General features: G+C 66.2%; 22 protein-coding genes. 12 read left to right on the forward strand and 10 right to left on the reverse strand.

Going from position 1 to position 21,646, the window contains the following annotated elements; all coding sequences use genetic code 11:
• Positions 1-17: 17 nt before the first annotated feature.
• From cobA to ACE3TJ_RS05895, 7 genes are read left to right on the forward strand one after another with little or no spacing between them, the layout of a single operon-like run.
• Positions 18-770, forward strand: a complete 753-nt coding sequence (gene cobA / locus ACE3TJ_RS05865; protein WP_374594789.1) for a uroporphyrinogen-III C-methyltransferase — start codon at positions 18-20, stop codon at positions 768-770.
• A complete protein-coding gene (locus ACE3TJ_RS05870) occupies positions 767-1,063 on the forward strand; it encodes a DUF2849 domain-containing protein (protein ID WP_374594791.1) in 297 nt (98 codons plus the stop codon). The genes cobA and ACE3TJ_RS05870 overlap by 4 nt, the downstream gene beginning before the upstream one ends.
• Positions 1,063-2,697: a nitrite/sulfite reductase gene (locus ACE3TJ_RS05875; protein ID WP_374594793.1), complete on the forward strand. Its 1,635-nt coding sequence runs from the start codon at positions 1,063-1,065 to the stop codon at positions 2,695-2,697. Before ACE3TJ_RS05870 ends, ACE3TJ_RS05875 begins: the two co-directional genes overlap by 1 nt.
• Positions 2,690-3,115, forward strand: coding sequence for a DUF934 domain-containing protein (locus ACE3TJ_RS05880; RefSeq protein WP_374594795.1), 426 nt, complete (start codon positions 2,690-2,692; stop codon positions 3,113-3,115). The genes ACE3TJ_RS05875 and ACE3TJ_RS05880 overlap by 8 nt, the downstream gene beginning before the upstream one ends.
• Entirely contained in the window at positions 3,108-3,863 is a 756-nt protein-coding gene (locus ACE3TJ_RS05885) for a phosphoadenylyl-sulfate reductase (RefSeq protein WP_374594797.1), read from the forward strand. Before ACE3TJ_RS05880 ends, ACE3TJ_RS05885 begins: the two co-directional genes overlap by 8 nt.
• Positions 3,864-3,903: 40 nt before the next feature.
• On the forward strand, positions 3,904-4,662 hold the full coding sequence (locus ACE3TJ_RS05890; protein WP_374594799.1) for a siroheme synthase: 759 nt from the start codon (positions 3,904-3,906) through the stop codon (positions 4,660-4,662).
• On the forward strand, positions 4,659-5,627 hold the full coding sequence (locus tag ACE3TJ_RS05895; RefSeq protein WP_374594801.1) for a zinc transporter ZntB: 969 nt from the start codon (positions 4,659-4,661) through the stop codon (positions 5,625-5,627). The genes ACE3TJ_RS05890 and ACE3TJ_RS05895 overlap by 4 nt, the downstream gene beginning before the upstream one ends.
• Positions 5,628-5,637: 10 nt before the next feature.
• Here the strand turns inward: ACE3TJ_RS05895 and ACE3TJ_RS05900 are convergent, their stop codons facing one another.
• The 4 genes from ACE3TJ_RS05900 to ACE3TJ_RS05915 all read right to left on the reverse strand — a co-directional run bounded on the left by ACE3TJ_RS05900 (position 5,638) and on the right by ACE3TJ_RS05915 (position 10,358).
• On the reverse strand, positions 5,638-6,372 hold the full coding sequence (locus ACE3TJ_RS05900) for a response regulator transcription factor (RefSeq protein WP_374594803.1): 735 nt from the start codon (positions 6,370-6,372) through the stop codon (positions 5,638-5,640).
• Positions 6,373-6,382: 10 nt separating this feature from the next.
• On the reverse strand, positions 6,383-7,918 hold the full coding sequence (locus tag ACE3TJ_RS05905) for an ATP-binding protein (protein ID WP_374594805.1): 1,536 nt from the start codon (positions 7,916-7,918) through the stop codon (positions 6,383-6,385).
• Positions 7,915-9,618: a putative bifunctional diguanylate cyclase/phosphodiesterase gene (locus ACE3TJ_RS05910; RefSeq protein ID WP_374594807.1), complete on the reverse strand. Its 1,704-nt coding sequence runs from the start codon at positions 9,616-9,618 to the stop codon at positions 7,915-7,917. Before ACE3TJ_RS05910 ends, ACE3TJ_RS05905 begins: the two co-directional genes overlap by 4 nt.
• 155 nt (positions 9,619-9,773) lie before the next feature.
• Entirely contained in the window at positions 9,774-10,358 is a 585-nt protein-coding gene (locus ACE3TJ_RS05915; protein ID WP_374594809.1) for a urate hydroxylase PuuD, read from the reverse strand.
• Between the two features lie 203 nt (positions 10,359-10,561).
• Here ACE3TJ_RS05915 and ACE3TJ_RS05920 point away from each other — a divergent pair, with 203 nt between their 5' ends.
• Genes ACE3TJ_RS05920 through ACE3TJ_RS05930 form a run of 3 tightly spaced genes read left to right on the forward strand, consistent with a single transcriptional unit; the run spans position 10,562 to position 13,172 of the window.
• Positions 10,562-10,945 carry a hypothetical protein gene (locus ACE3TJ_RS05920; protein WP_374594811.1) on the forward strand — a complete coding sequence of 128 codons (384 nt, stop codon included), beginning with the start codon at positions 10,562-10,564 and terminating at the stop codon, positions 10,943-10,945.
• Positions 10,946-11,004: 59 nt separating this feature from the next.
• Positions 11,005-11,877 (forward strand): DMT family transporter, encoded by an 873-nt coding sequence (locus ACE3TJ_RS05925; RefSeq protein WP_374594813.1) that lies wholly within the window; start codon positions 11,005-11,007, stop codon positions 11,875-11,877.
• A complete protein-coding gene (locus ACE3TJ_RS05930) occupies positions 11,874-13,172 on the forward strand; it encodes an MFS transporter (protein ID WP_374594815.1) in 1,299 nt (432 codons plus the stop codon). Before ACE3TJ_RS05925 ends, ACE3TJ_RS05930 begins: the two co-directional genes overlap by 4 nt.
• On the opposite strand, the gene ACE3TJ_RS05935 is transcribed toward ACE3TJ_RS05930, so the two are convergent.
• Positions 13,160-14,101 carry a hydroxymethylglutaryl-CoA lyase gene (locus ACE3TJ_RS05935; protein ID WP_374594817.1) on the reverse strand — a complete coding sequence of 314 codons (942 nt, stop codon included), beginning with the start codon at positions 14,099-14,101 and terminating at the stop codon, positions 13,160-13,162. The genes ACE3TJ_RS05930 and ACE3TJ_RS05935 overlap by 13 nt on opposite strands.
• Positions 14,102-14,248: 147 nt before the next feature.
• Between ACE3TJ_RS05935 and ACE3TJ_RS05940 the strand changes: the two genes are divergently transcribed.
• Positions 14,249-16,114 (forward strand): FAD-dependent oxidoreductase, encoded by a 1,866-nt coding sequence (locus ACE3TJ_RS05940; RefSeq protein ID WP_374594819.1) that lies wholly within the window; start codon positions 14,249-14,251, stop codon positions 16,112-16,114.
• Here ACE3TJ_RS05940 and ACE3TJ_RS05945 read toward each other — a convergent pair.
• The 5 genes from ACE3TJ_RS05945 to ACE3TJ_RS05965 all read right to left on the reverse strand — a co-directional run bounded on the left by ACE3TJ_RS05945 (position 16,111) and on the right by ACE3TJ_RS05965 (position 20,665).
• A complete protein-coding gene (locus ACE3TJ_RS05945) occupies positions 16,111-16,884 on the reverse strand; it encodes an SDR family NAD(P)-dependent oxidoreductase (RefSeq protein ID WP_374594821.1) in 774 nt (257 codons plus the stop codon). The two genes, ACE3TJ_RS05940 and ACE3TJ_RS05945, sit on opposite strands and share 4 nt — an antisense overlap.
• Before the next feature lie 10 nt (positions 16,885-16,894).
• Positions 16,895-17,389 carry a flavodoxin family protein gene (locus ACE3TJ_RS05950; protein ID WP_374594823.1) on the reverse strand — a complete coding sequence of 165 codons (495 nt, stop codon included), beginning with the start codon at positions 17,387-17,389 and terminating at the stop codon, positions 16,895-16,897.
• Entirely contained in the window at positions 17,390-18,682 is a 1,293-nt protein-coding gene (locus ACE3TJ_RS05955) for an acyl-CoA dehydrogenase family protein (protein WP_374594825.1), read from the reverse strand.
• 78 nt (positions 18,683-18,760) lie between these two features.
• Positions 18,761-19,474, reverse strand: coding sequence for a hypothetical protein (locus tag ACE3TJ_RS05960; RefSeq protein WP_374594827.1), 714 nt, complete (start codon positions 19,472-19,474; stop codon positions 18,761-18,763).
• Positions 19,475-19,477: 3 nt separating this feature from the next.
• Entirely contained in the window at positions 19,478-20,665 is a 1,188-nt protein-coding gene (locus ACE3TJ_RS05965; RefSeq protein WP_374594829.1) for a toxic anion resistance protein, read from the reverse strand.
• Positions 20,666-20,745: 80 nt separating this feature from the next.
• On the opposite strand from ACE3TJ_RS05965, the gene ACE3TJ_RS05970 reads away from it, so the two are divergent.
• Positions 20,746-21,645 carry a hypothetical protein gene (locus tag ACE3TJ_RS05970; RefSeq protein WP_374594831.1) on the forward strand — a complete coding sequence of 300 codons (900 nt, stop codon included), beginning with the start codon at positions 20,746-20,748 and terminating at the stop codon, positions 21,643-21,645.
• Position 21,646: the final 1 nt, after the last annotated feature.

Raw genomic sequence — 21,646 nt, forward strand, 5'->3', positions numbered from 1 at the left:
GGATCATCTACCGCCCCATGACCATGGGCAAACTCATCCTTGTCGGCGCCGGGCCGGGAGATCCCGACCTTTTGACGCTGCGCGCGGCGCGGGCGCTCGGCCTTGCCGATGTCGTGGTGCACGACGGGCTTGTGGATGCGCGCGTGCTGGCGCTTGCGTCGCGTGACGCGCGGCGGATCAGCGTCGCCAAGAAACGCGCACGCCACACCATGGCGCAGGATGATATCAACGCGCTGCTGGTTGCCGAAGCGCTGGCGGGAAACACGGTTGTGCGCTTGAAGGGCGGCGATCCGTTCATCTTCGGACGCGGCGGCGAGGAAGTGGAAGCCGCGCGGGCCGCGGGCGTGCCCGTGGAGGTCGTTCCCGGCATCTCCTCCCCGCTCGGTGCAGCGGCCGAGGCGCTGATGCCGCTGACGCACCGCGACCATGCCTCGATCGTCAGCTTCGTTGCGGGACAATGCAAGGGCCTCACCGAGCAGAACTGGGCGGGGCTTGCGGGCAAGGGCCGCACGCTGGTGATCTACATGGGCGTCGCCACCGCTGCCGCCATCGCCGAGAAACTGATGGGCGACGGGCTGACGCCGGACGTGCCGGTCGCGATCCTCGAACGCGGCACGCTGCCGGGCGCGCGCGTCATCCGCAGCATCCTCGCCGACCTTGAAGGCACGGTGGTGCGGCACGGCGTGAAGAGCCCGGCGCTCATCGTCGTCGGCGCAGTCGCCGCGCTCGGCACGGACGTGGATATCAGAAAACTGGAGATGCAGGCGTGAAGCTGCTGACGGGGAACGATCTCAAGACCGGCGATGTCGTCTGGTGGACGGGCAGCGACTGGTCTCGCCACATCGCCGAGGCCGCGGACGTCGACGGGCACGGCGAGGCGATCGCCGCCGCAGAAGAAGCCGCGCGCCGCGTGAACGCGCCTTATGTGATCGACGGCGAAGCGACGCCGACCGGGCCCCGCCCCGGCCATATCAAGGAACGCATTCGCGCCGCCGGGCCAACCGTGCGGCTCGACCTCAACATCAAGCCCGCCGATCCGACGGCGGGAGGCTGGGTGATCTGATGTACAAGTACGATGAATTCGACCAGTCGATCGTCGACACGCGCGTCGCGGAGTTCCGCGATCAGGTTGCACGCCGCCTTGCGGGCGAGATCAGCGAGGATCAGTTCAAGCCCTTGCGGCTGATGAACGGGCTTTACTTGCAACTCCATGCCTACATGCTGCGCGTCGCCGTGCCCTATGGAACGCTCAGCAGCCGCCAGATGCGGATGCTCGCGCACATCGCGCGCAAGTACGACCGCGACTACGGCCATTTCACCACGCGCCAGAACATCCAGTACAACTGGATCAAGCTGGAGGACGCACCCGACATCCTCGCAGACCTCGCGAGCGTCGAGATGCACGCAATCCAGACGAGCGGCAATTGCATCCGCAACACGACATCGGACCAGTTCGCCGGCGCCGCCGCCGACGAGGTGACGGACCCGCGCCCGTGGGCGGAGCTGTTGCGCCAGTGGTCGACCTTCCACCCGGAATTCAGCTACCTGCCGCGCAAGTTCAAGATCGCCATCGTGGCGGCGGAGGAAGACCGCGCGGCGATAAAGCTGCACGATATCGGGCTGCAGCTCTACAACAACGACGCCGGCGAACTCGGCTTCCGCGTGTTCGTGGGCGGCGGCATGGGCCGCACGCCGATGGTGGCGCCGGTCATCCGCGAATTCCTGCCGACGGGCGATTTCCTCAGCTATCTGGAAGCGTGCCTGCGCGTCTACAACCGCTACGGGCGGCGCGACAACATCTACAAGGCGCGCATCAAGATCCTCGTCCATGAACTCGGCGCGGCGGAATACGCGCGGCAGGTGGAAGAGGAATGGGCGCATGTGAAGACGCTCGGCCTCGATCCGCCTCCCGGCGAATTCGAGCGCATCGCCGCGCAGTTCGCATTGCCCGCGTTCGAGACCGGCATTGCGGACACGGTCGATCGCGCCGACCCTGATTTCGCGGTGTGGCTCGACCAGAATGTGAAGGCGCACAAGCAGCCGGGCTATGCGATCGTCAACATCAGCCTGAAGCCGGTGGGCGGGATTCCGGGCGACGCGTCTTCGGCGCAGATCGACCTGATGGCGGACCTTGCGGAAACCTACAGCTTCGACGAGCTTCGCGTGACGCACGCGCAGAATATCGTGCTGCCGCATGTGAAGAAAGCCGATCTCCATACGATCTGGCAGAAGCTGGTGGCGGCCGATCTTGCGAGCGCGAACCTCGACCTTATCAGCGACATCATCGCCTGCCCGGGGCTCGATTATTGCAGCCTTGCGAATGCGCGCTCGATCCCGGTCGCGCAGAAGATCGCCAAGCGGTTCGAGAGCCTTGATCGCCAGCGCGATCTGGGCGAGCTGAAGCTGAAGATTTCGGGCTGCATCAATGCCTGCGGGCATCATCACGCCGGGCACATCGGCATCCTCGGCGTCGACCGCAAGGGCACGGAGAATTACCAGCTGCTGCTCGGCGGATCGGGCGCGGAGGATGCGAGCCTCGGGCGCATCACCGGCCCCGGTTTCGACGAGGACGGTGTCGTCGATGCGATCGAACGCACGGTCGAAACCTATCGCACGCTGCGCACCGACGGCGAGCGGTTCCTCGATACGTACCGCCGCGTCGGCATGGACCCGTTCAAGGAGGCGATCTATGGGTGATGCACTTCGCTTTCGCGACGATGCCGCGCACGAGGAGCCGGCAGTGACGCTGGACGCATTCCTCGGCCAGACCAATGCCACCGCCGTGCGGCTGGAATCGGACGAAGATGCGCGCAAGCTGATCCCGCATCTCGGCCAGCTCGCGCTGATCGAAATCGCGTTCCCCAAGTTCCGCGACGGGCGCGGCTATTCGGCGGCGCGTATCCTGCGCGAAGCCGGGTACACGGGCGAACTGCGCGCGGCGGGCGACGTGCTCGTCGACCAGATTCCGTTCATGCGCCGCTGCGGCTTCGACAGCTTCGCGCCCGAAGCCGACATCGATACCGATGCGCTGGAACGCGCGCTCTCGCGCTACGAGCATGTCTATCAGAAGGCGGCGGACGGGCGTTCGCCGGTGTGGGCGCTGCGTCATGGCTGAGGCCGCCCGCAAGCTCGACACCATCGACGTGCGCCCTGCCTACACGCAGGAAGACGCCGACGCGCTGAACGCGCGCTTCGCGGGCGTCGACACGCTCGAAATGCTGCGCACGGTTTTCGAAGAAAGGCTGCTCGGCAAGACGGCGGTCGTGTCCTCGTTCGGCACCGAGAGCGCGGTGCTGCTCGACCTCATCGCGCGCGTCGATCCGAGCGTGCCGGTGGTGTTCGTCGATACGCTGAAGATGTTCCCGGAAACCGAGCGTTATCGCGTGCAGCTGCTCGACCGGCTGGGGATGACCAATCGCGACGTCGTGACGCCCGACCCCGCCGTGCTCGAAGCGAAGGACGCGACCGGGCTGCGCTGGTCCTACGACCCCGACGGCTGCTGCGCGATCCGCAAGGTGGAGCCGCTCGCGCGCGCCAAGCAGGGCCTCGACAGCTGGATTTCGGGACGCAAGGCGTTCCAGTCTCAAACGCGCGCCAACATTCCCCGGTTCGAGATCGAGGATGGACGGCTGAAGATGAACCCGCTCGGCGACTGGGTGAAGGCAGACCTTGAGGCGTATTTTGCGGAGCGCGACCTGCCGCGGCATCCGCTGGAGGCGGAAGGTTATCTCTCGATCGGCTGCCAGCCCTGCACAAGCGTCGTGAAGCCGGGCGAAGACCCGCGCGCAGGGCGCTGGCGCGGCTGGGACAAGACCGAGTGCGGCATCCACACCGATAACGTGAGCGAACTGCCGAGCTTCTGAGGCTTTCCAGCCTCGCGCGGGCGTGGCATTCCTGCCGCCGATGGATCAGCTTCCCGTCTTCCTGAACCTCCGGGGCATGTCCGTGCTGCTCGTCGGCGAGGGCGAGGCGGCCGAGGCGAAGCGGCGGCTGATCGAGGGTGCGGGCGGGCTCATCACCGACGATCCCGATGCGGCGCGCATCGCCTTCATTGCCGCCGAAACCAGCCCGGCGGACGTTGCGGTTCTGCACGCGCAGGGACTGCTGGTGAACGTCGTCGACCGCCCCGACCTTTGCGACTTCACGGTGCCCGCGATCGTCGATCGCTCGCCCGTGATCGTCGCGATCGGTACGGGCGGGGCCTCGGCGACGCTTGCGAAGGCGCTGCGCGAACGGCTGGAAGCCCTGCTCCCCGCTTCGCTCGGCGATCTTGCCCGGAGCATCCGCGCCGCACGCGAGCGTGTGACGGACGCGCGGCCGACAGCATCGGGACGCCGCCGGTTCTGGGACCGGCTGCTCGCGCCCGGCGCTGCGCTCGATCCGCTGCACGAGGTCTCCAACGCCGCGGCACGGATCGAAACCGCGCTTGCGCTCAGCGATACGGATGCGGCCGAGCGCCACGAGATCGTTCTTATGAGCGACGATCCCGATGATCTGACGCTTCGGCAACTGCGCCTGCTGTCGCGCGCCGACACGATCGTGCAGGGTGAGAACGTTCCCGCCGCCGTGCTCGACCGCGCCCGCCGCGACGCCGTCCGCGTGCCCGATGCCTCCGGCGCCCCGCGCCCCGGCCTCACCGTTATCCTGCGGAGACTTTCATGACGTCCGACGGCAACTTCGCCTATACGATTACCTCCGACGGCACGGCGACACGCATCGACACGCCGCCCGATTCCGGTAAAGGCCCGGCCTGCGCGCTGCTCTGGCGCCATATCGACGGCAACGACACCGCGTGCCGCGAATGGCTGGAAAAGCGATCCGGTATCCCCGAGGCGGCGGTCTGGTCGCTGCTGGAACTCGAAACCCGTCCGCGCGCAGCGAAAATCGCAGAAGGCGCACTCGTGATCCTGCGCGGCGTCAACGAGAACCCGGACGCGGACCCCGACGATCTCGTCTCGATCCGCCTGTGGGTGACGGCAGGCGAAGTGCTCAGCATCAATTTCCGTCCGCTGCTCGCTATCGCCGACATGGAGCATGTGCTGCGCGACCGCGCCGTGCGCGACGCGGGCGATTTCATCGTTGAGCTTGCCGACGTGCTGATCCGGCGGCTCGACAATACACTCGACGATCTTTCGAAAAGCCTCGACCTGCTGGAAGAGGATGTGATCGACGAGCGCCGCAGCCACCTGCGCCCGCGCATCGGCAAGGTGCGCCGCACCGCGATCGGGCTCAGGCGCTATATCTCGCCGCAGCGCGACGCGCTCACGCAGCTTGCGAGCGGCCCGTTCGGGTTTTTCGACGAAAGCGACCGCATCAATCTTTCAGCCGCCGCGAACAGCGTGACGCGCATCATCGAAGAGATCGATGCCGTGCGCGATCAGTCGGCAGTGCTTTCCGACCAGCTTTCGGATCTCCGCCAGGAGGCGGTCGGCAACCGCACGCTCGTGCTGTCGATCGTGTCGGCGGTGTTCCTGCCGCTGACGTTCATCACGGGCCTCATCGGCATGAACGTCGCGGGAATTCCCTACGCGGACGAGGCGTGGGCCTTCTATGCAATCGTCGGCTTCAACATCGCGCTTGGCCTCGCCGTCGTCGCCTTGCTGCGCGTGAAGGGCTGGTTCCGCTAACGCCCGCTGATCAGCGAACCGCGCCAAGCGCCTGGCGCGCGAGCGCCGCGATCTCGGCGATTGCGGCGGGGTTCACCGGCATGTCGGCGCGGCCCGGATCGGCGAGGCTGTCGGCGATCTGCGCGATGCGCTGGAGCGGCGGCTCGATGAGATCGGGATTGATGCCGCCGGTGAGCACGGCCTTGCGGTCGGCGATCAGACGTTCGACCTCGGTCTGCAGGACGCGGCGCTGCTCGCTTTCGAGTTCGAGTTGTTCCTCGAGTTCCGAAAGCTCGATCGCGCGGCGCGTGACGCGCTCGTCGAGCTTGGCATTGGCGAGCTTCAGGTTGGCGGCGTGTTGACGGCGCTGGAGCTGCGCCTCGATACGCGCGGCAAGCACGTCGAAATCGATCGGCTTCGAGACATAATCGTCGGCGCCCGCTTCGAGCGAGGCGACCACGGTCTGCGCGTCCGCGCGCGCGGTGAGCATGATCACCGGCACCTCGCTGACGCGCGAATTGGTGCGCAGCTCGCGCAGCACATCGATGCCGTTCATGTTCGGCATCATGTAATCGAGCAGCACGAGATCGGGCGGCGATTTTTCGATAAGCTGCAACGCGGCCTCGCCGCTTTCCGCAGAGACCACCGTATAATTCAGGCGTTCAAGACGCCTGCACACCACCGAACGGTTCGCTTCCACGTCGTCCACGACGAGGATTCGGCATCCGTTCCTGTCTCCCGCATTCACAGTCATCGATACGCCCATGTCTTGTTCTTTATGCCGCCATGGTCTCAGGATTTGGTTGATTATTAATTGACCCTTTTTGCGAGCCCGTCGCATCGTCCCATTCGCGCAGCGATTCCTGATGCTTGCGCGGCACACGCAGGTTGAATGTGGAGCCGACGCCGGGCAGGCTATCGACCGAAAGCCGCGCCCCCATCAGCTCGGCAAGCCGCGCCGTGATGGCAAGGCCAAGGCCGGTGCCGCCAAAACGGCGCGTCGTCGAGGCATCCGCCTGCACAAACGGCTGGAAGAGTTTTTCGACCTGCTCCGACGTCATGCCGATGCCCGAATCCGAAACGCTGATTTCGATCCAGTCGCGTCGCGCGATGGTGAGCGGCCGCGCCGACAGGATGACATGGCCCTGCTTCGTGAACTTGCACGCATTGCCGCCGAGATTGATCAGGCACTGGCGCAGCTTCATCGAATCATGCTCGGCGATGCCGACATCGGGCGAAATGCGCAGTTCGAGACGGTTGCCCTGCTGCTGCGCCAGCGGCTCTAGCGTCGCGCGAACCTCTTCGAGGAGGCCCTGCACGCTGAACTCGTGGACATCGACCTCCATGCGGCCCGCCTCGATCTTCGCCATATCGAGCAGCTCGTTGATCATGCTGAGCAGGTGCCGCGCCGAACCATCGATCCAGCGCGCATCTTCGGAAAGCTGCGTCTGGCCCTGTTCGGAAAGATCCTGCCTCAGCACATCGGCATAGCCGATGATCGCGTTGAGCGGCGTGCGCAGTTCGTGGCTCATGTTGGCAAGGAACTGCGACTTCGCCTCGTTGGCGTGCTGCGCGACGTCGCGCGCCTCGGCAAGCTCCGTTGCCGCGGTCGCCAGCTCGTGATCGCGGCGTTCCACCTCATCGAGCATGGCGTTCAGCGAATCGATGACGCGGCGCGTCTCGTCGTCGCCCAAACGTTCGACGCGCTGCGCATAGTCGCCGCTGTCGCGGATGCGCTCCATCGCCAGCGTCATCACCTTGAGCGGCCGGAACAGCAGCACGCTGATGCCCGCCGCGAAGAACAGCGAGACGAGGAACGCGACGGCGATGATCCCGATGACAGCGAACAAATAAGCGAACGAGGGCTTGGTTTCGAATTTCTGGACGGTGGTGATCTCGATCGAGCCGAGCATCTTGCCCTTCGCGACGATCGGCGCCGAAGAGACCGCCCTTCGTCCTGTGGGGTCAGCCGCAGTGCGCTTCAGCGTGATGATATCCTTGCCCGACACGTCGCGGACGCGCACCTGCCGGATCACCTCCACCGAATCGAGCTGGCGCAGCACGCGCAGCGTCTCGTCCGTATCTCCCGCGAGGATCGGCCCCGCCGCGATACTGGCGACGCCCTGCGTGGTCAGTTCCTGAATCTTGTAGGTGGCCGCGACGACGGTTTGATACTGGAGATAGGCGAACACCGAGCTCGCGAGCGCGAGCGCGACCGTACACGCAAACAGAACCGCCGCCGCAAGCTTGACGCGGAAGGGCAGACGCTCAAGCCGTACCCTGAAGCCAGAGCGGGCCTTCGCATCGGTCAAAGCGCGGCTCCGAGATGCTCCGGCTCGTGCGCGTCGCGCCAGGTTTCGAATTCGGCGAGTGGGATCGGCTTCGAAATCCAGTAGCCCTGCAGGATTTCACAACCGATGACGCTGAGAATATCGGCCTGAATCTCGCTTTCGACGCCTTCGGCGACGCACTCGTAGCCGAGCCCGCCGGCAAGGCTGACGATCGCCTGAATGATCGTGCGCGAATCCGCGCTGGTGGCGACGTCCTTCACGAGCGAACGATCGATCTTAAGACGGTCGATCGGCAGATCCTTCAAACGCGCCAGGTTCGAATAGCCCGTGCCGAAATCGTCGATGGCGATGCTGATGCCGAGTGCACGCACTTCGGCGAGGCGATCGACGATCACCGGATCGGACGACATCACGGTCGATTCGGTGATTTCGATTTCCAGCATCTCGGGCGGCGCCGACGACGCTTCGATGCACGCGCGGACATGCCGCACGAAATCGGTGCGCTCCACCTGCTGCGGCGAGACATTGACGCTGAGCTTGAGCTTGTCGCCGCGGGCGTGCCATTCGCCGACGATCCGCGCGGCTTCCGCGATCACCCAACGACCGACATCGACGATGAGACCGCTGTCTTCGGCGATATCGATGAAGGAAGCCGGCGCGCGCAGCGATTTGTCCGGGTGGCGCCAGCGGATGAGCGCCTCCGCCGAGACGAGCTGGCCGCTTTCCGCATTGATCTGCGGCTGCATGTGCAGCTCGAACTGCCCGCCCGCGATCGCCGCGCGCAGCATCGATTCGAGCTGCAGCCGATCGCGCACGCGCTCGTGCATCGCGGCTTCGAACAGGTGATACTGATTCCGCCCGCTGTCCTTCGCGTAATACATCGCCGTGTCGGCGTTGCGGGTGAGCGTCTCGTAGGTCTCGCCGTCGTCGGGCGCAATGCAGATGCCGATGCTGGCGCCGATCACGATCGACTGGCCCGCGAACTCGAAGGGCTCCTGCATGGCGCGCAGGATCTGGCGCGCGAGCTTGGTGGCATCGGCGGGACCCGCCACATCGGGGAGGAGGACGGTGAATTCGTCACCGGCGAGACGCGCCAGCACGGCCTCGCCGCAGCCCGGCCCGCGGCGATTCGATTCGGCGGAAAGCAGCACGCGCATCCGCGCCGCGAACATCGCCAGCAGCACATCGCCCTGCGCGTGGCCGAGGCTGTCGTTCACCGACTTGAAGCGATCGAGATCGATGAACAGGATCGCGCTCTTCGCGCCCTCGCGGCGCGCCATGCTGCGCAGGTGGCGCTCGACGGTGCGGCGGAAGCTGAGGCGATTGGGAAGATCGGTGACGGGGTCCTGCAGCGCGGTCTGCTGGATCGTGTCGATATTGGTCTGGATGCGCTTCTTGAACAGCTCGATCGCCGCCGTCAGCTTCGGGAGCGTGCGGCGCACGGTCCGCGGGATCGGCGGTGGAACGTCGCCGTCGCGGCGCGGGCGCACGAAATCGGTGATCTTCTCGACCGCGATCACGACCGGCGCCATCGTATAATGCACCGCCGCGAAGACAGCCGCGGCACTGGCGATCACGACACCGGCCAGAACGAGCAGCGAACCTGCCGACGGCAGGCTTGGCGGCCAGCCAAGACTGTAGGCGAACACCAGCAAGGCGATCACGGCAGAGGCCGCGCCAGCATAGACAAGCGAACGGATGCGCAGCTGTGTTTCGAACAATCCGAATACTCCGTGCCCCCGCGCGGACCGGTGCGCGAGGCTCGGGAGACACTCGCAGGATAAGGTAAATATTCTCTAAGCCACGCTGCTCGAACGAAAAGGGGCGGCCCCAAAGGACCGCCCCCGCTCACGTGGCCTTGCGCCGCGCGCTTGGCTCAGATCGGCCAGGACTGGTAGGCCGCCATCGCATAGAGCATCGGGATCGAGAGCACCGTGTTGGTGCGGCTCGTCAGCATCGCGACGCGGGCAGCCTTGGCCTTCGCCGCGTCTTCGGCCGGCACGATGCCGAGCGCCTTCTTCTGGTTCGGCCAGATGATGAACCAGACGTTGAACGCCATGATCAGCGCCAGCCACATGCCGATGCCGATAAGGCGGAACGGCGACTGCAGCGTCAGCGCCTCGACGAGGTAGCCGAGGTGTCCGGCCAGAAGCAAGCCGAACAGCACCGTGAACGCCGCGCCCCAGCGAAAGAAGAACAGCGCCTTGGGGGCGATGTGCTTGCTCACCGCCGGCTTCTGTTCGGCCGGAATCGCCGGCATCGTGGGGATCTGGACGAAATTGAAGTAGTAGAGCAGCCCGATCCAGGTGATGCCCGCAAACACGTGCAGCCAGCGCAGCACGGTCTGCCCGAAAAGAGCGCCGTTGGCGGCGAAATCGCCATGCAGCCCGAAGATCAGAGCGATCGCGAGGACCAGCCCCAGACCCAGCGTAAGATGCAGATTTTCAAGAATTTTGCCCATCAGCAGTTTCCCCCGCGGCGTTCCCTGTTTTGACCCCCGATGCGCGCCGCGTACGCAGCAAGGGCCCGTCCCACAGTGTGATTGCGAAACATAACTACGCTGAAATTGTTGAAGGTAGAAGCGTTCAGGTGATGATAAACGGCATTTCCGGCAACAACTGACCGAACGGACGGGGTGCCGCTGCTGATCCGAAAGGAAGAACGATGATCCTGCTCCATGCCGTGCTCCTGATGGTCGCGCAGGTGCTGCAGCCCGTGGCCGTGCCGGAACCGGCGCCTACCGCCCCGCTCCCGACCGCAGAGGAAGCCGCCACACCCGACGATGCCGCCGCGATCAGCGCCCGCAAGCGCCTGAACGCGGAGGTGAAGGCGCGCACCGATGCCAGCGATGCCGGCTACGCCGCCGCTCAGGCCGCATATCAGGCGCAGATGCGCGAGCATCAGGCTGCGGTCGAGAGCACCGCAAGGGCGCAAGCGGAGTATGAAGCCGCGCGCGCCGCCTACGACCAGCGCCAACGCGAAATCGCTGACTGGCAGGCCTGCGTGAACGGCGACAAGACGCGCTGCCCGCCGAAGCCCCAAAAATAGCCGCCCTCGCACTTCACGCGGATTGACAGTCCCCGCCGCGCCTCGGCAAGCAGCGGGACATGCGCCCGTCCTCCGCCCCGCCGATGCTGCTCGCCTTCCTGGCGATCGCGCTGCTGTGCGCGATGGACGCCGCGATCAAGCTCGGCGCGCAGACGCATACCATCATCACCGTTACCTTCATGCGCTATCTCGCGGGCACGCTCTTTGCGCTGCCGCTGCTGCGCTTCGGCAAGGTCGCGTTCTCGCGCGAAACCTTGCGGGGCCATGCCATACGCGGGCTTGTGATCGCCGCCGCAGCATATCTGTTCTTCTACGGGCTCTGGGCGATCCCGATCGCCGAAGCGATCGCGATCTCCTTCATCGCGCCGCTGCTCGTCCCGCTGTTCGCGCGGGTGCTGCTCGGCGAGCGGATGCGCACGATCAATGTGGCGGCGTGCCTCGTGGGATTCGGCGGCGTTCTGGTGACGGTGACCGGCCATGTCCCGGTGCCGACCCCCAACCGCACCGAAGGGGTCGCCGCCGTGTTCGTGTCGGCGGTGCTCTATGCGCTCTCCGTGGTTTTGCTGAGACAGCGGGCGATGCGCGACGATCCGCAGGTCATCAGCCTCCTCGCCGCCGCCTTCCCGGCGCTCTACACGGCGCCCTTCGCGCTGTTCGTCGCGCCGCTGCCTGCACCCGGTGCGCTCCCGCTCTTCGCACTGATGGGCGCGCTCGGCACGGGCGGTATCCTGCTCCTTGCCTATGCCTATGCGCGCGCCGAGGCGCAGAAACTCGTGGTACTCGAATACACCGCGCTCGGCTGGGGCGCGCTGTTTGGCTGGTGGCTGTTCGACGAAAGCGTGCGGCCACAGGTCGTCCTTGGCGGCGCGATCGTGGCGGGCGCCTGCCTGATGACGGCGTGGTCGGGACGGCGCAAGGCAATCGCCGCATGAAAGCGCCGGACAGCCTCCGGGGAGACTTCGCGCTGCTGTTCCTCGTGCTGTTCGTGGTCGCTGCGGGCAACACGGCGCTGCAATCGGTGCTGCCCACGATCGGGCGGGAAATCGGCATCCCCGACCTGCTCGTGGCGACGATCTTCTCGTTTTCGGCGCTGATGTGGACCTTCGCCGCGCCGCGCTGGGCCGACGCTTCGGACCGCTACGGCCGCAAGGCACTGATTTTGCTGGGGCTCGGCGGCTATTTCGTCTCCAAGCTGATCTGCGCGTTCGTGATCCTCGCCGGGCTCAAGCACCTGATCGCACCGATCGCGGTGTTCATCATCTTCGCGGTCGCCCGTTCGCTGTTCGGCCTGTTCGGATCGGCTTCCAACCCGGCGGCGCAGGCCTATGTCGCCTCGCGCACCAGCCCCTCGGAGCGCACGCGCGCGCTCTCCGTGCTCGCATCCGCGTTCGGGCTCGGCACGATCGTGGGACCGGCGGTGGCGCCGTTCTTTGTGCTGCCCTACGTCACGCTTTCGGGGCCGATGTTCGCCTTCGCGGCCTTCGCGCTCGTCACGCTCATCATCGTTTCGCGCCGCCTGCCCGCCGATGCGCCGAGCGCGGGCGAGGACCGGCCGATCGCCAACCTCGAACCCACCGTCGCCACGGGCCCGCGCAGCACGCACGCCGGACGCACGCGCACGCACCGCCGCCTGTCGTGGCGCGATCCGCGCATCCTGCCCTTCTCGATCTACGGCCTCGCCATCGGCAACGCGCAGGCCGCAAGCGGCCAGTCGCTCGGCTTCTTCATCATCGACCGGCTGGGCCTGCCACCGATCGAGGCGCAGACCTTCATCGGCATCACGCTGATGGCCGCCGCCGCAGCGACGCTGCTCGCGCAGTGGGCGCTGATCCCGATGTTCCACCTTGGCCCGAAGCTGCTGCTGCGCTGGGGGGCGGGCCTCGCCGCTGTGGGATCGATTCTGCTCGCGGTCTCGACCGATTTCTACGGGATCGTGCTGTCGTTCGCGATCGCCTCGCTCGGCTACGGTTTCGCGCGGCCGGGGTTCAGCGCGGGGGCATCGCTCGCCGTGGGGCTTGAGGATCAGGGCGGCGCGGCGGGCGCGATCACAGCCGTGAACGGCGCGGCGTTCATCATCGCGCCCACGATCGGCATCGCGCTCTACCAGATCTGGCAGCCGCTGCCCTACCTGCTGAGCGCAGTGCTTCTCGCCGCCATGCTCATCTATTCGCTGAAAAACCCGCTGCTCGGCTCAGACCTCGACCGCGACGAGATTCAGACGCAGTAGTTGGCGGCGGGATAAGCGCCCGTCGGCGGCCCCGCCTTCGCCACCATCGAGGGCAACGTCTTGCCCATCACGGTTTCGAACCAGTGGTTCGTCGCGATGGCGGCAGCGAGGTCGACGCCGGTCGAAACACCCGAGCCATCCAGCATGAACAGCAGGTCTTCGGTCGAGATGTTGCCGGTCGCCTTCGGCGCGAACGGGCAGCCGCCGAGGCCGCCGAGCGAGGAATCGAGCACGTTCACGCCCGCCGCATAGGCCGCCCATGCGTTGGCGATGCCGGTGCCGCGCGTGTTGTGGAAGTGGGCGCGCAGACGGACGCTGTCTCCCACGGCAGCGCGCACGCGGCCGAACAGGTCGCTCACCTGCGCGGGCACGCCGACGCCGATCGTATCGGCAAGCGCGATCTCCTCGGCGCCCGCCTCGGCCATCGCCTCGGCGCAGCGCACTACGGTTTCGGGCGGCACATAGCCTTCGAACGGGCAGCCGAACGCCGCCGATATCGTCACCTGCGCGACGAGGCCGTTTTCGCGCGCCAGCCGCAGCATTTCGCGGTTTTCGGTGATTCCCTGATCGATCGTCTGGCCCTGGTTGCGCTCGCCGAATGTGTTCGAGGCGACAAGTACGCAGCCCGCCTCGTCGACGCCGCGCTTGTTGCCCTCGCGGCTTTCGATGGCGCGCAGCACGCCGCGCTTGTTGAGGCAGAGCCCGATATAGGAGACATCGCGCCGATCGGGCAGGCCCGCGATCACGGCTTCCGCATCCGCCATCTGCGGCACGCGCTTCGGATTGACGAAACTCGCGACTTCCAGGCGCCGCACACCCGCGCCGATCATGCGCGTGATGAGGCCGAGCTTGTCAGCGGTGGAAACGATCTCCGGCTCGTTCTGGAGGCCGTCGCGCGCGCCCACCTCCACGATCGTCACGTCCGCCATGCCGTCTCTCCTGCAAATCGCTGCGTCCGACTTGGGCATTTCGGCGGCAAGGTCAATCCCTCTCAAAACCGAGATGCTCTCAAGTTGGGGGGCCTGCACCGGAAAACATTTGGCGCAATGATGGCGTGGCTCTGGGGAGAGACCGCCATGACTAGAGGCCGAATCGAAACCGCACTCACCGAAGCGCATATCCCGTCGCTGATCTGTGCGCTCGTCCATCTGACCGGGGATGCGAGCCTGCTCGCCGAAAATCGACCGACTTACGATTTCTTCGGTGACGGGCAAGGCAACCTGCCGCCCGCGCTACAGAATGCCGTGCGACAGCGCGCAGCGGAGGCGATCAGTGCGCATCTTGCGGGCACACCCCTGCCCCCGGCGCCCGATGCGGCAACCGTACGCAGGATGATGGATTTCATCGCCGGGGCCGATATCCCGAAGCATTACGTGCCGTTCCTGATGGAGGAGCTCGGGATCGAAAGCGCCGATCCAAAGCGGCCTGAGCCCGCGCCCGTGAAGAAGCGCGTCGCCATCGTCGGCGCGGGCATGTCCGGGCTTCTGGCCGCGATCCGGCTGCGGCAGGCCGGGCACGAGGTTGTGATCATCGAGAAAAACGCCGACGTGGGCGGCACGTGGCTGGAAAACACCTACCCCGGCTGCCGCGTCGACAACCCGAGTCACCTCTATTCCTACTCGTTCGAGGCGAACCACCACTGGCCCGCGCATTATTCGACGCAGCCGACGCTGCTCGCCTATTTCCGCGACATTGCCGACAAATACGACCTGCGCCCGCTGGTCCGCTTCGGGACGACCGTCGACAAGGCGGAATGGGAGGAAGCCGCCGCGGTGTGGCACCTGACGCTCTCGGGGCAGCACGCGGGCAGCATCGAGGTCGACGCACTTATCAGCGCCGTCGGCCAGCTCAACCAGCCGCGCCTCCCCGATATTCAGGGTGTCGGCACGTTCAAAGGCCCGGCCTTTCATAGCGCGCGCTGGCGGCATGACGTCGACCTCAAAGGCAAGCGCGTCGCTGTGATCGGCACGGGTGCGAGCGCCTATCAGTTCGTGCCGGAGATCGCTCCCGAGGTCGGCCAACTCACGGTGTTTCAGCGCACGCCGCCATGGGGCGGGCCGACGCCGAACTACCACGATCCCGTGACCGACAATGTCCAGTGGCTGCTCGAAAACGTGCCCTTCTACGAGAAGTGGTACAGGTTCTGGCTGTTCTGGATGATGACCGACGGCATTCTCCCGTTCGTGAAGGCCGACGAAGGGTGGAACGGCCCGGCGGGCACGATCGGCGCGATGAACCTCGAACTCCGGAATGCGCTCGTCCAGCAGATCGGCCTGCAATGCGAGGGACGGCCCGATCTCTTCTCGGCCGTGATCCCAAACTATCCGATCGGCGGCAAGCGCAGCCTTCGCGACAACGGCGTGTGGATCGCCGCGCTGCGCCGCGACAACGTGCATCTCGAAAAAACGCCGATCGCGCGCATCACGGAAACGGGCATCGAGACGGCGGACGGGACGCAGCACGAATACGACGTGATCGTCTACGGCACCGGCTTCAAGGCGAGCGACTTCCTCTCGACGTTCAAGGTCGTCGGTCGCGGCGGCATGGAGCTTCACGAACGCTGGCAAGGCGATGCGCGCGCCTATCTCGGCATGACCGTGCCGGGCTTCCCGAACTTCTTCATGCTCTATGGGCCGAACACCAACATCGTCGTCAACGGCAGCATCATCTTCTTCTCGGAATGTTCGGTGCGCTACGTCGTCCGCGCGCTCGCCATGCTCGGCGAAGAGGGGGCGACGACGCTCGACGTGCGCGAGGACGTGCACGACGTGTTCAATACCCGCGTCGATGCCGGAAACGAGCGGATGGCGTGGGGCCAGCCGGGCGTTTCGAGCTGGTACAAGAACGCCACCGGCCGCGTCAGCCAGAACTGGCCGTTCGCGCTCGTCGATTATTGGGCGGCGACGCTGAAACCCGATCCGTCGGACTTCGAACTCGCTTAGAGGGACTGGCCGTCGTCGAGCGTGAAGCTTGAGCCGGTGATCGCCGCGCTGGCATCCGAAGCGAGGTAGAGCAGCATCGCATCGAGGCTGTCTTCCGCCATCAGGCGGCGGCGGGGGAACTTGGCGATGTGTTTCTGCCCGGCTTCGGTATCGAACCATTCGCTGTTGAGTTCGGTGCGCACATAGCCGGGGCAGATCGAATTGACGTTGATGCCCTGCCGCACCCAGTCGCGCGCCAGCACCTTGCCCATCTGCTGCACGGCTGCCTTCGAGGCCGAGTAAGCGGCAAGGCCGGGCTCCACCGTGTTCGCGGTGATCGACGAGACGATGACGATACGGCCGTGCCCGCGCTCGCGCGCGCCCGCCGCCATCAGCCGCCGCGCGCCTTCGCGTACAGTGAGGAACACGCCGGTGAGATTCACGCCCATCACGCGGTTGAAGTCCTCGACCGCGATTTCTGTCGCAGGGCCTTCGATGTTCATGCCGGCGTTGGCGATGATGCTGTCCGGCGTTCCGAACGCATCCTCGATGCGGTCGTAGGCCGCGATCACGGAGGCCTCGTTCGACACATCCATCTCCACCGCGAGCGCTTCGTCGCCCGCGCCCGCGATCTCGTCGGCAAGAGCGCTCAGCATATCGACGCGCCGCGCGCCGAGCGCGACCTTGGCGCCGCTCGCCGCGAGCTGCCGTGCGAAACGCGCGCCGAAGCCCGACGATGCGCCTGTCACCAGCGCGACGCGCCCCGAAAGATCGAACGAAAAACCCGCCATCACCACTCCCCTACACTATGCCCATCGCAAGGCCCGCCGCCAGCGCATGGCCCATATCGCGACACGCCTCAAGATCGTCCGGGCCGATCACCTTTGGCGCGAGGATCGCTTCGGACGTGTCGGCGTGGGTAAGGACGATGCGCGGTTCGGCGGCGGGTTTCAGCCGCCAGCCGGTCGCGATCCGTTCGATCTGGCGCACGGCATTCGTGCCGTCAGTGCCCGCGCAGACGAGCGTTACGTAGGACCGTCCCTCGATCCGGCCGAGCGCCGGATAGTAGCAGCGGTCGAAGAAAGCCTTCATCACACCCGCGATCGCGGCAAGGTTTTCCGGGCACGCGAAGACATAGCCGTCTGCCGCGAGCACGTCGTCGGGGCCGGCATCGGAAGCCGGTTTCAGCACGACCGTAACGCCGCCTTCCCGACATGCACCCTCCGCCGCCGCCTCGGCCATCTGCCGCGCGCCGCCGGTTGTCGAGTGCCAGACGATGAGGAGCGTCTTCGCCATCTACGCGCCCGCGAACGCGGCTTTCCGCGGCCCCATATAGCCGAACAGGAACGCGGCCACCTTGCGCATCTGAATCTCCTCGGCGCCCTCGGTGATGCGGTAGCGGCGATGGTGGCGGTAGATATGCTCGAACGGCTTGTGCCGCGAGTAGCCGATGCCGCCGTGCACCTGCATGGCGCGGTCCGCCGCCTCGCAGACGAGCCGGTTCGCCCAGTAGTTGCACATGGAAACGCGGTCCGAAAGCTCGCGCTCGATCGCCTTGTGCGGCGTCCGGTCCATTTCCCACGCCGTCTTGCGGATGAGGAGCCGCAGCATTTCCGCCTGCGTCGCAAGCTCGACGAGCGGGAACTGGATCGCCTGGTTTTCCGCGAGCGCCTTGCCGAAGGGTTTGCGCGTTCGCGCGTACTTCACGCTCTCCTCGATGCAGTAGACGGCCGCGCCGAGCGACGAGGCCGCCTGTCGGATGCGGTTCTGGTGGACGAACGACTGCGCGAGCGCGAGGCCCGCGCCGGGCGCGCCAAGCACGGCGGTCTCCGGCACCCAGACGTTCGTGAACGACACGCGCGGGTGGTCGGTGGGCATGTTGAAGGTCCAGAGATATTCCTCGATCTTCACGCCCGGCGCATCGGAGGGCACCAGCAGGCAGGTGATGCCGCGCGCGTCACCGGCCGCACCGTCAGTGCGCGCGAAGGTGGCGCAGTGCGTGGCGACGTGCATCCCGGTCGTCCACATCTTCTCCCCGTCGATACGCCAGCCGGGAATGCCATCGTGCATCTCCGGCACGGCGCGCGTCTCCATGTGCGTGGCGTCGGAGCCGTGCTCGGGCTCCGTGAGACCGAAGGCGACGATGCGCTCACGTTTGAAGCCGCCGAGGATGAACTCCTGTTTCTGCGCCTCGGTGCCGAATTCCTCGAACATCGCGACGAAGGGGAAGTTGCCGACGATGGAGTGCTCGTTCTGGAGGTCGTTGTGGAGCCCGAGGCCCTTCGCGGCGAAATGCTCGCGGATCACCGCCATCCAGAGGTTGGAGCCGTCCCTGCCGCCGTACTGCTTCGGTGCGGAGAAGCGCCAGTGCCCGGCAGCGTCGGCGCGGCGCTGGGCTTCGGCGAGCAGGGCTTCCCATTCAGGGCGCGGGAGGCCGCCGTTCTCGAAATCGGTGCGCGCCCATTCGCGGCGGTGGTCGAAGTAGCGGATGTTATCGGCCGCGCGCTCGAGTGGCCGGATCTCGGCTTCGATGAAGGCGTCAAGTTCGGCGAGATAGGCGACGAGCTCGGCGGGCAGATCGAAATCCATGGGTTCTCTCCTTGCTCGCCAGATAGACATGCGCCGAGGCATGCGTCCACCGCGCGGGATTGAGAGGACGTTGGACTTCTAAGTAAGCGTGCCGTTTTCCTTGTAGCGCTGCTCAAGGAACTTGCCCTCGACGGCGAGCGCATCAAGATCACCGCGCACGAGCTGCTCGGAGAGGCGACGAAGCTCGTCGGCGATCGTGACGAGGCCTTCGAGGAGCTGCTGTTCGGGCTCGCTGCCCGGCGTGCGGTAGGCCTGCGGAACCTTGAGGTAAGTGTCGACGAGGCGCGGCAGATGCTCGCCGATGAGGCGGCGCGCATCACCCGCGATCGGCTGGCCCGCCGGCACCTGGCCGAGCTGCTCGCCGAGCACTTCGAGGCGCAGCAGGATCTCGTCGATCAGCTTCGACGCGCGCGACGGAAGGCTGCGGCGCTGGCGCTCCAGCCATGCCTCGACACGTCCGGGAATCGCTGCGAGATCGGCATTCTTCATGGCCTGCGGGGTCGGCATCTCTGCCTGTGGGCGGCGCAACAGGAACCAACCCCCGACACCCGCCACCGCAAGCACGAGCAGCAGGAAACCGTTAATGCCGAGCGGCGCCACGAACATCGCGAAGAGCAACGCGGCGACCGCGAGCCCCCCTGTCGCCATCGCCGCATTCGCCACGCGCTGCGCCACCGATTTCGCGTGGCGCTGCGTGCGCCTGAGCGCGGCGGCGCGCCCTTCCGGCGTCTGGCCGAGGCGTTTCAGCGCCTCATCGGCGCGGCCGAGCATCTGCGAAACGTCACGCGCCACGGGTCAGCCCTCGATCGCCTTGAAGGTCGTCGCCGGGCCTTTGATCTGCGCCTGCGACGCCCCCTCGGCGCGGGCGATGTAGCCGCGCGACTTCTCGACCTCGCCCGAGAGCGTCTCGACCGTTTCCTTCATCGAGGCGAGGGCTTCCATCTTGAACGTGTCGATCGAATCCATCGTCGCGTAGATGTTTTCGAAGGCGCGCTTCAGCGTCTCGATCGGGATCGTCGCGGAGGCCGCCTGCTTGTGGATCTCGCCGGTCTGGTTCCTGAGCATCGTGCTCGTCGAATCGATCACGCCCGCCGTCGTGGTGTTGAGCGCAGTGATCTGGTCGAGCACGAGGCGCTGGCTGGTGAGCGCCTGGGCGACCGTGACGGCCGTGCGCAGCGCCGACACCGTCGTCGTCGAGGCGCGGTCAACGCCCTTCGTCAGCTCGACGTTGTTCTTCTTGACGAGATCGAGCGCGAGATAGCCCTGCACGCTCACCGCCATCTGCGTGAGGAGATCGGTCGTCCGCTGGCGCGCATAGAACAGCGCGCTTTCGCGGATCGCCTTCGCCTTCGCGGGATCGGAAACCTCAAGCTCGGCCGCCGCGGCTTCGAGCTTCGCGTCCAGCGTCTTGGAGACGTGGATCATCTGCTCCAGCTTCTCCATCGTCTTCCAGAGGTTCTGGCGTTCGACGTCGATCGCGGCATTATCGCGGAACAGCTCCTCGCGGCTGTTCGAGAGGTTTTCGAGGATGCCCGAGATGTGGCTTTGCGCGGAGCGGTACTTGTCGAAATAACGGTTGGCGCGGCTGCCGAACGGAATGACGCCGAGGATTTTGCGCGGGGCGAGTTTCTTGCCGTCCGTGCCGGGATCGAGATCTTCGACCGTGCGGCGCAGCGCGACCAGATCCTTGCCGATATTCCCCTCGGCATTGATCGCCTTCACCGGCCGGTCGAGGAAGCGGTTCGATTGCTGCGCAGCCTCGGCGATTTCGCGGCGGCCGAGTGCCGTCACTTCATCGACGAGCTTGCCGAAGGCGGGGCTGTTCGCATCCTGCGCCAGAAGATCGTCGACGAAGCTGTCGACGGTGGCTTCAAGCTTCGTCTTCTTCTCGTCGCTGATCGGAACGAGTCCGGCGGCCTTTTCGGGCGCCACGGCGACCACTGGATCGGGGGCGTGAAGTTTCAGCTCGGTTTCGGTTTGCATTACCGCTCCTAATGATCCGTTTCCTGTCCTATGCTTATCACCATATTGGGTGTGTTGCCCACATAATACAAGGGGACGCCGTGAGGACCGTGAACCGCCTGATGCTGATCGCGCTGCCGCTGCTCATGGCTGCGGGTGCCGCCGCGCAGCAACCCGACCCCACGAGCGCAGCGGATTCCGCGCTGCACCTGTCGCGCACGCTCGGCATAAGCCTTGAAGAGGCGGAGGCGCGGATGCGGCTTGCGGACCGGCTGGCCGTGTTCCAGCTCCGCGTGCGCTCCGACCCGGATTTCGCGGGCCTCTACCTTGAACACGAGCCGAAGGCGCAGGCCGTTGTGCTGTTCAAGGGCGATGCCGCCGCGAAGCTGAAGCGTTATGTGGGGGACGACGCCTTCGTGCCGCGCAGCGTCGAATACTCGCTCGCCGACCTTACCGCTGCCGAAACCGAGGCGAAGGACGCGTTCAAGGCCGCCGGGCTGGCGCTTGTCGGCACCGAGCGGGACATCGAAGCGAACCGCGTGCTGTTCCATGTCGTCGACGATGCTGCAGCGAAAGCCGCCATCGCGGCGGGCCGGCTGAAGCTCTCGCCGGCGGTCGTGATCGATGCCGTCGGCGACGACAGCATACCGCAGCCGCAGGCACTTGGCGCCGTCACGCACTTCCCACAGGCGCGGGATCCTTCGGGCGCCGCGATGCAGGCGCTGTTCACGGGCGCGCTGTTCGTGAAGGACGGCTGCCTGCGTGTCGGCAACGAAACCGGCGACAGCCGCCTCGTGCTTTGGCCCTCCTCGGCCCGGCTCGCCGAAGACGGCGGCAAGCTCGTCGTCCGCGACGGTGCGGTGGGCGGGGCTCTCACGGTGGGCGCCGCTGTGTCGCTTTCCGGCGGCGGCACCACCGAACCGCCGCCGCCCGGCTACCTGCTGGAAGGCATCCCGCACACCTGCACGGGGCCTTACTGGATCGCCGCGAAGGGGTGGTAGC

The sequence above is a fragment of the Sphingosinicella sp. genome, assembly GCF_041916975.1.
Classification (GTDB): domain Bacteria; phylum Pseudomonadota; class Alphaproteobacteria; order Sphingomonadales; family Sphingomonadaceae; genus Sphingosinicella.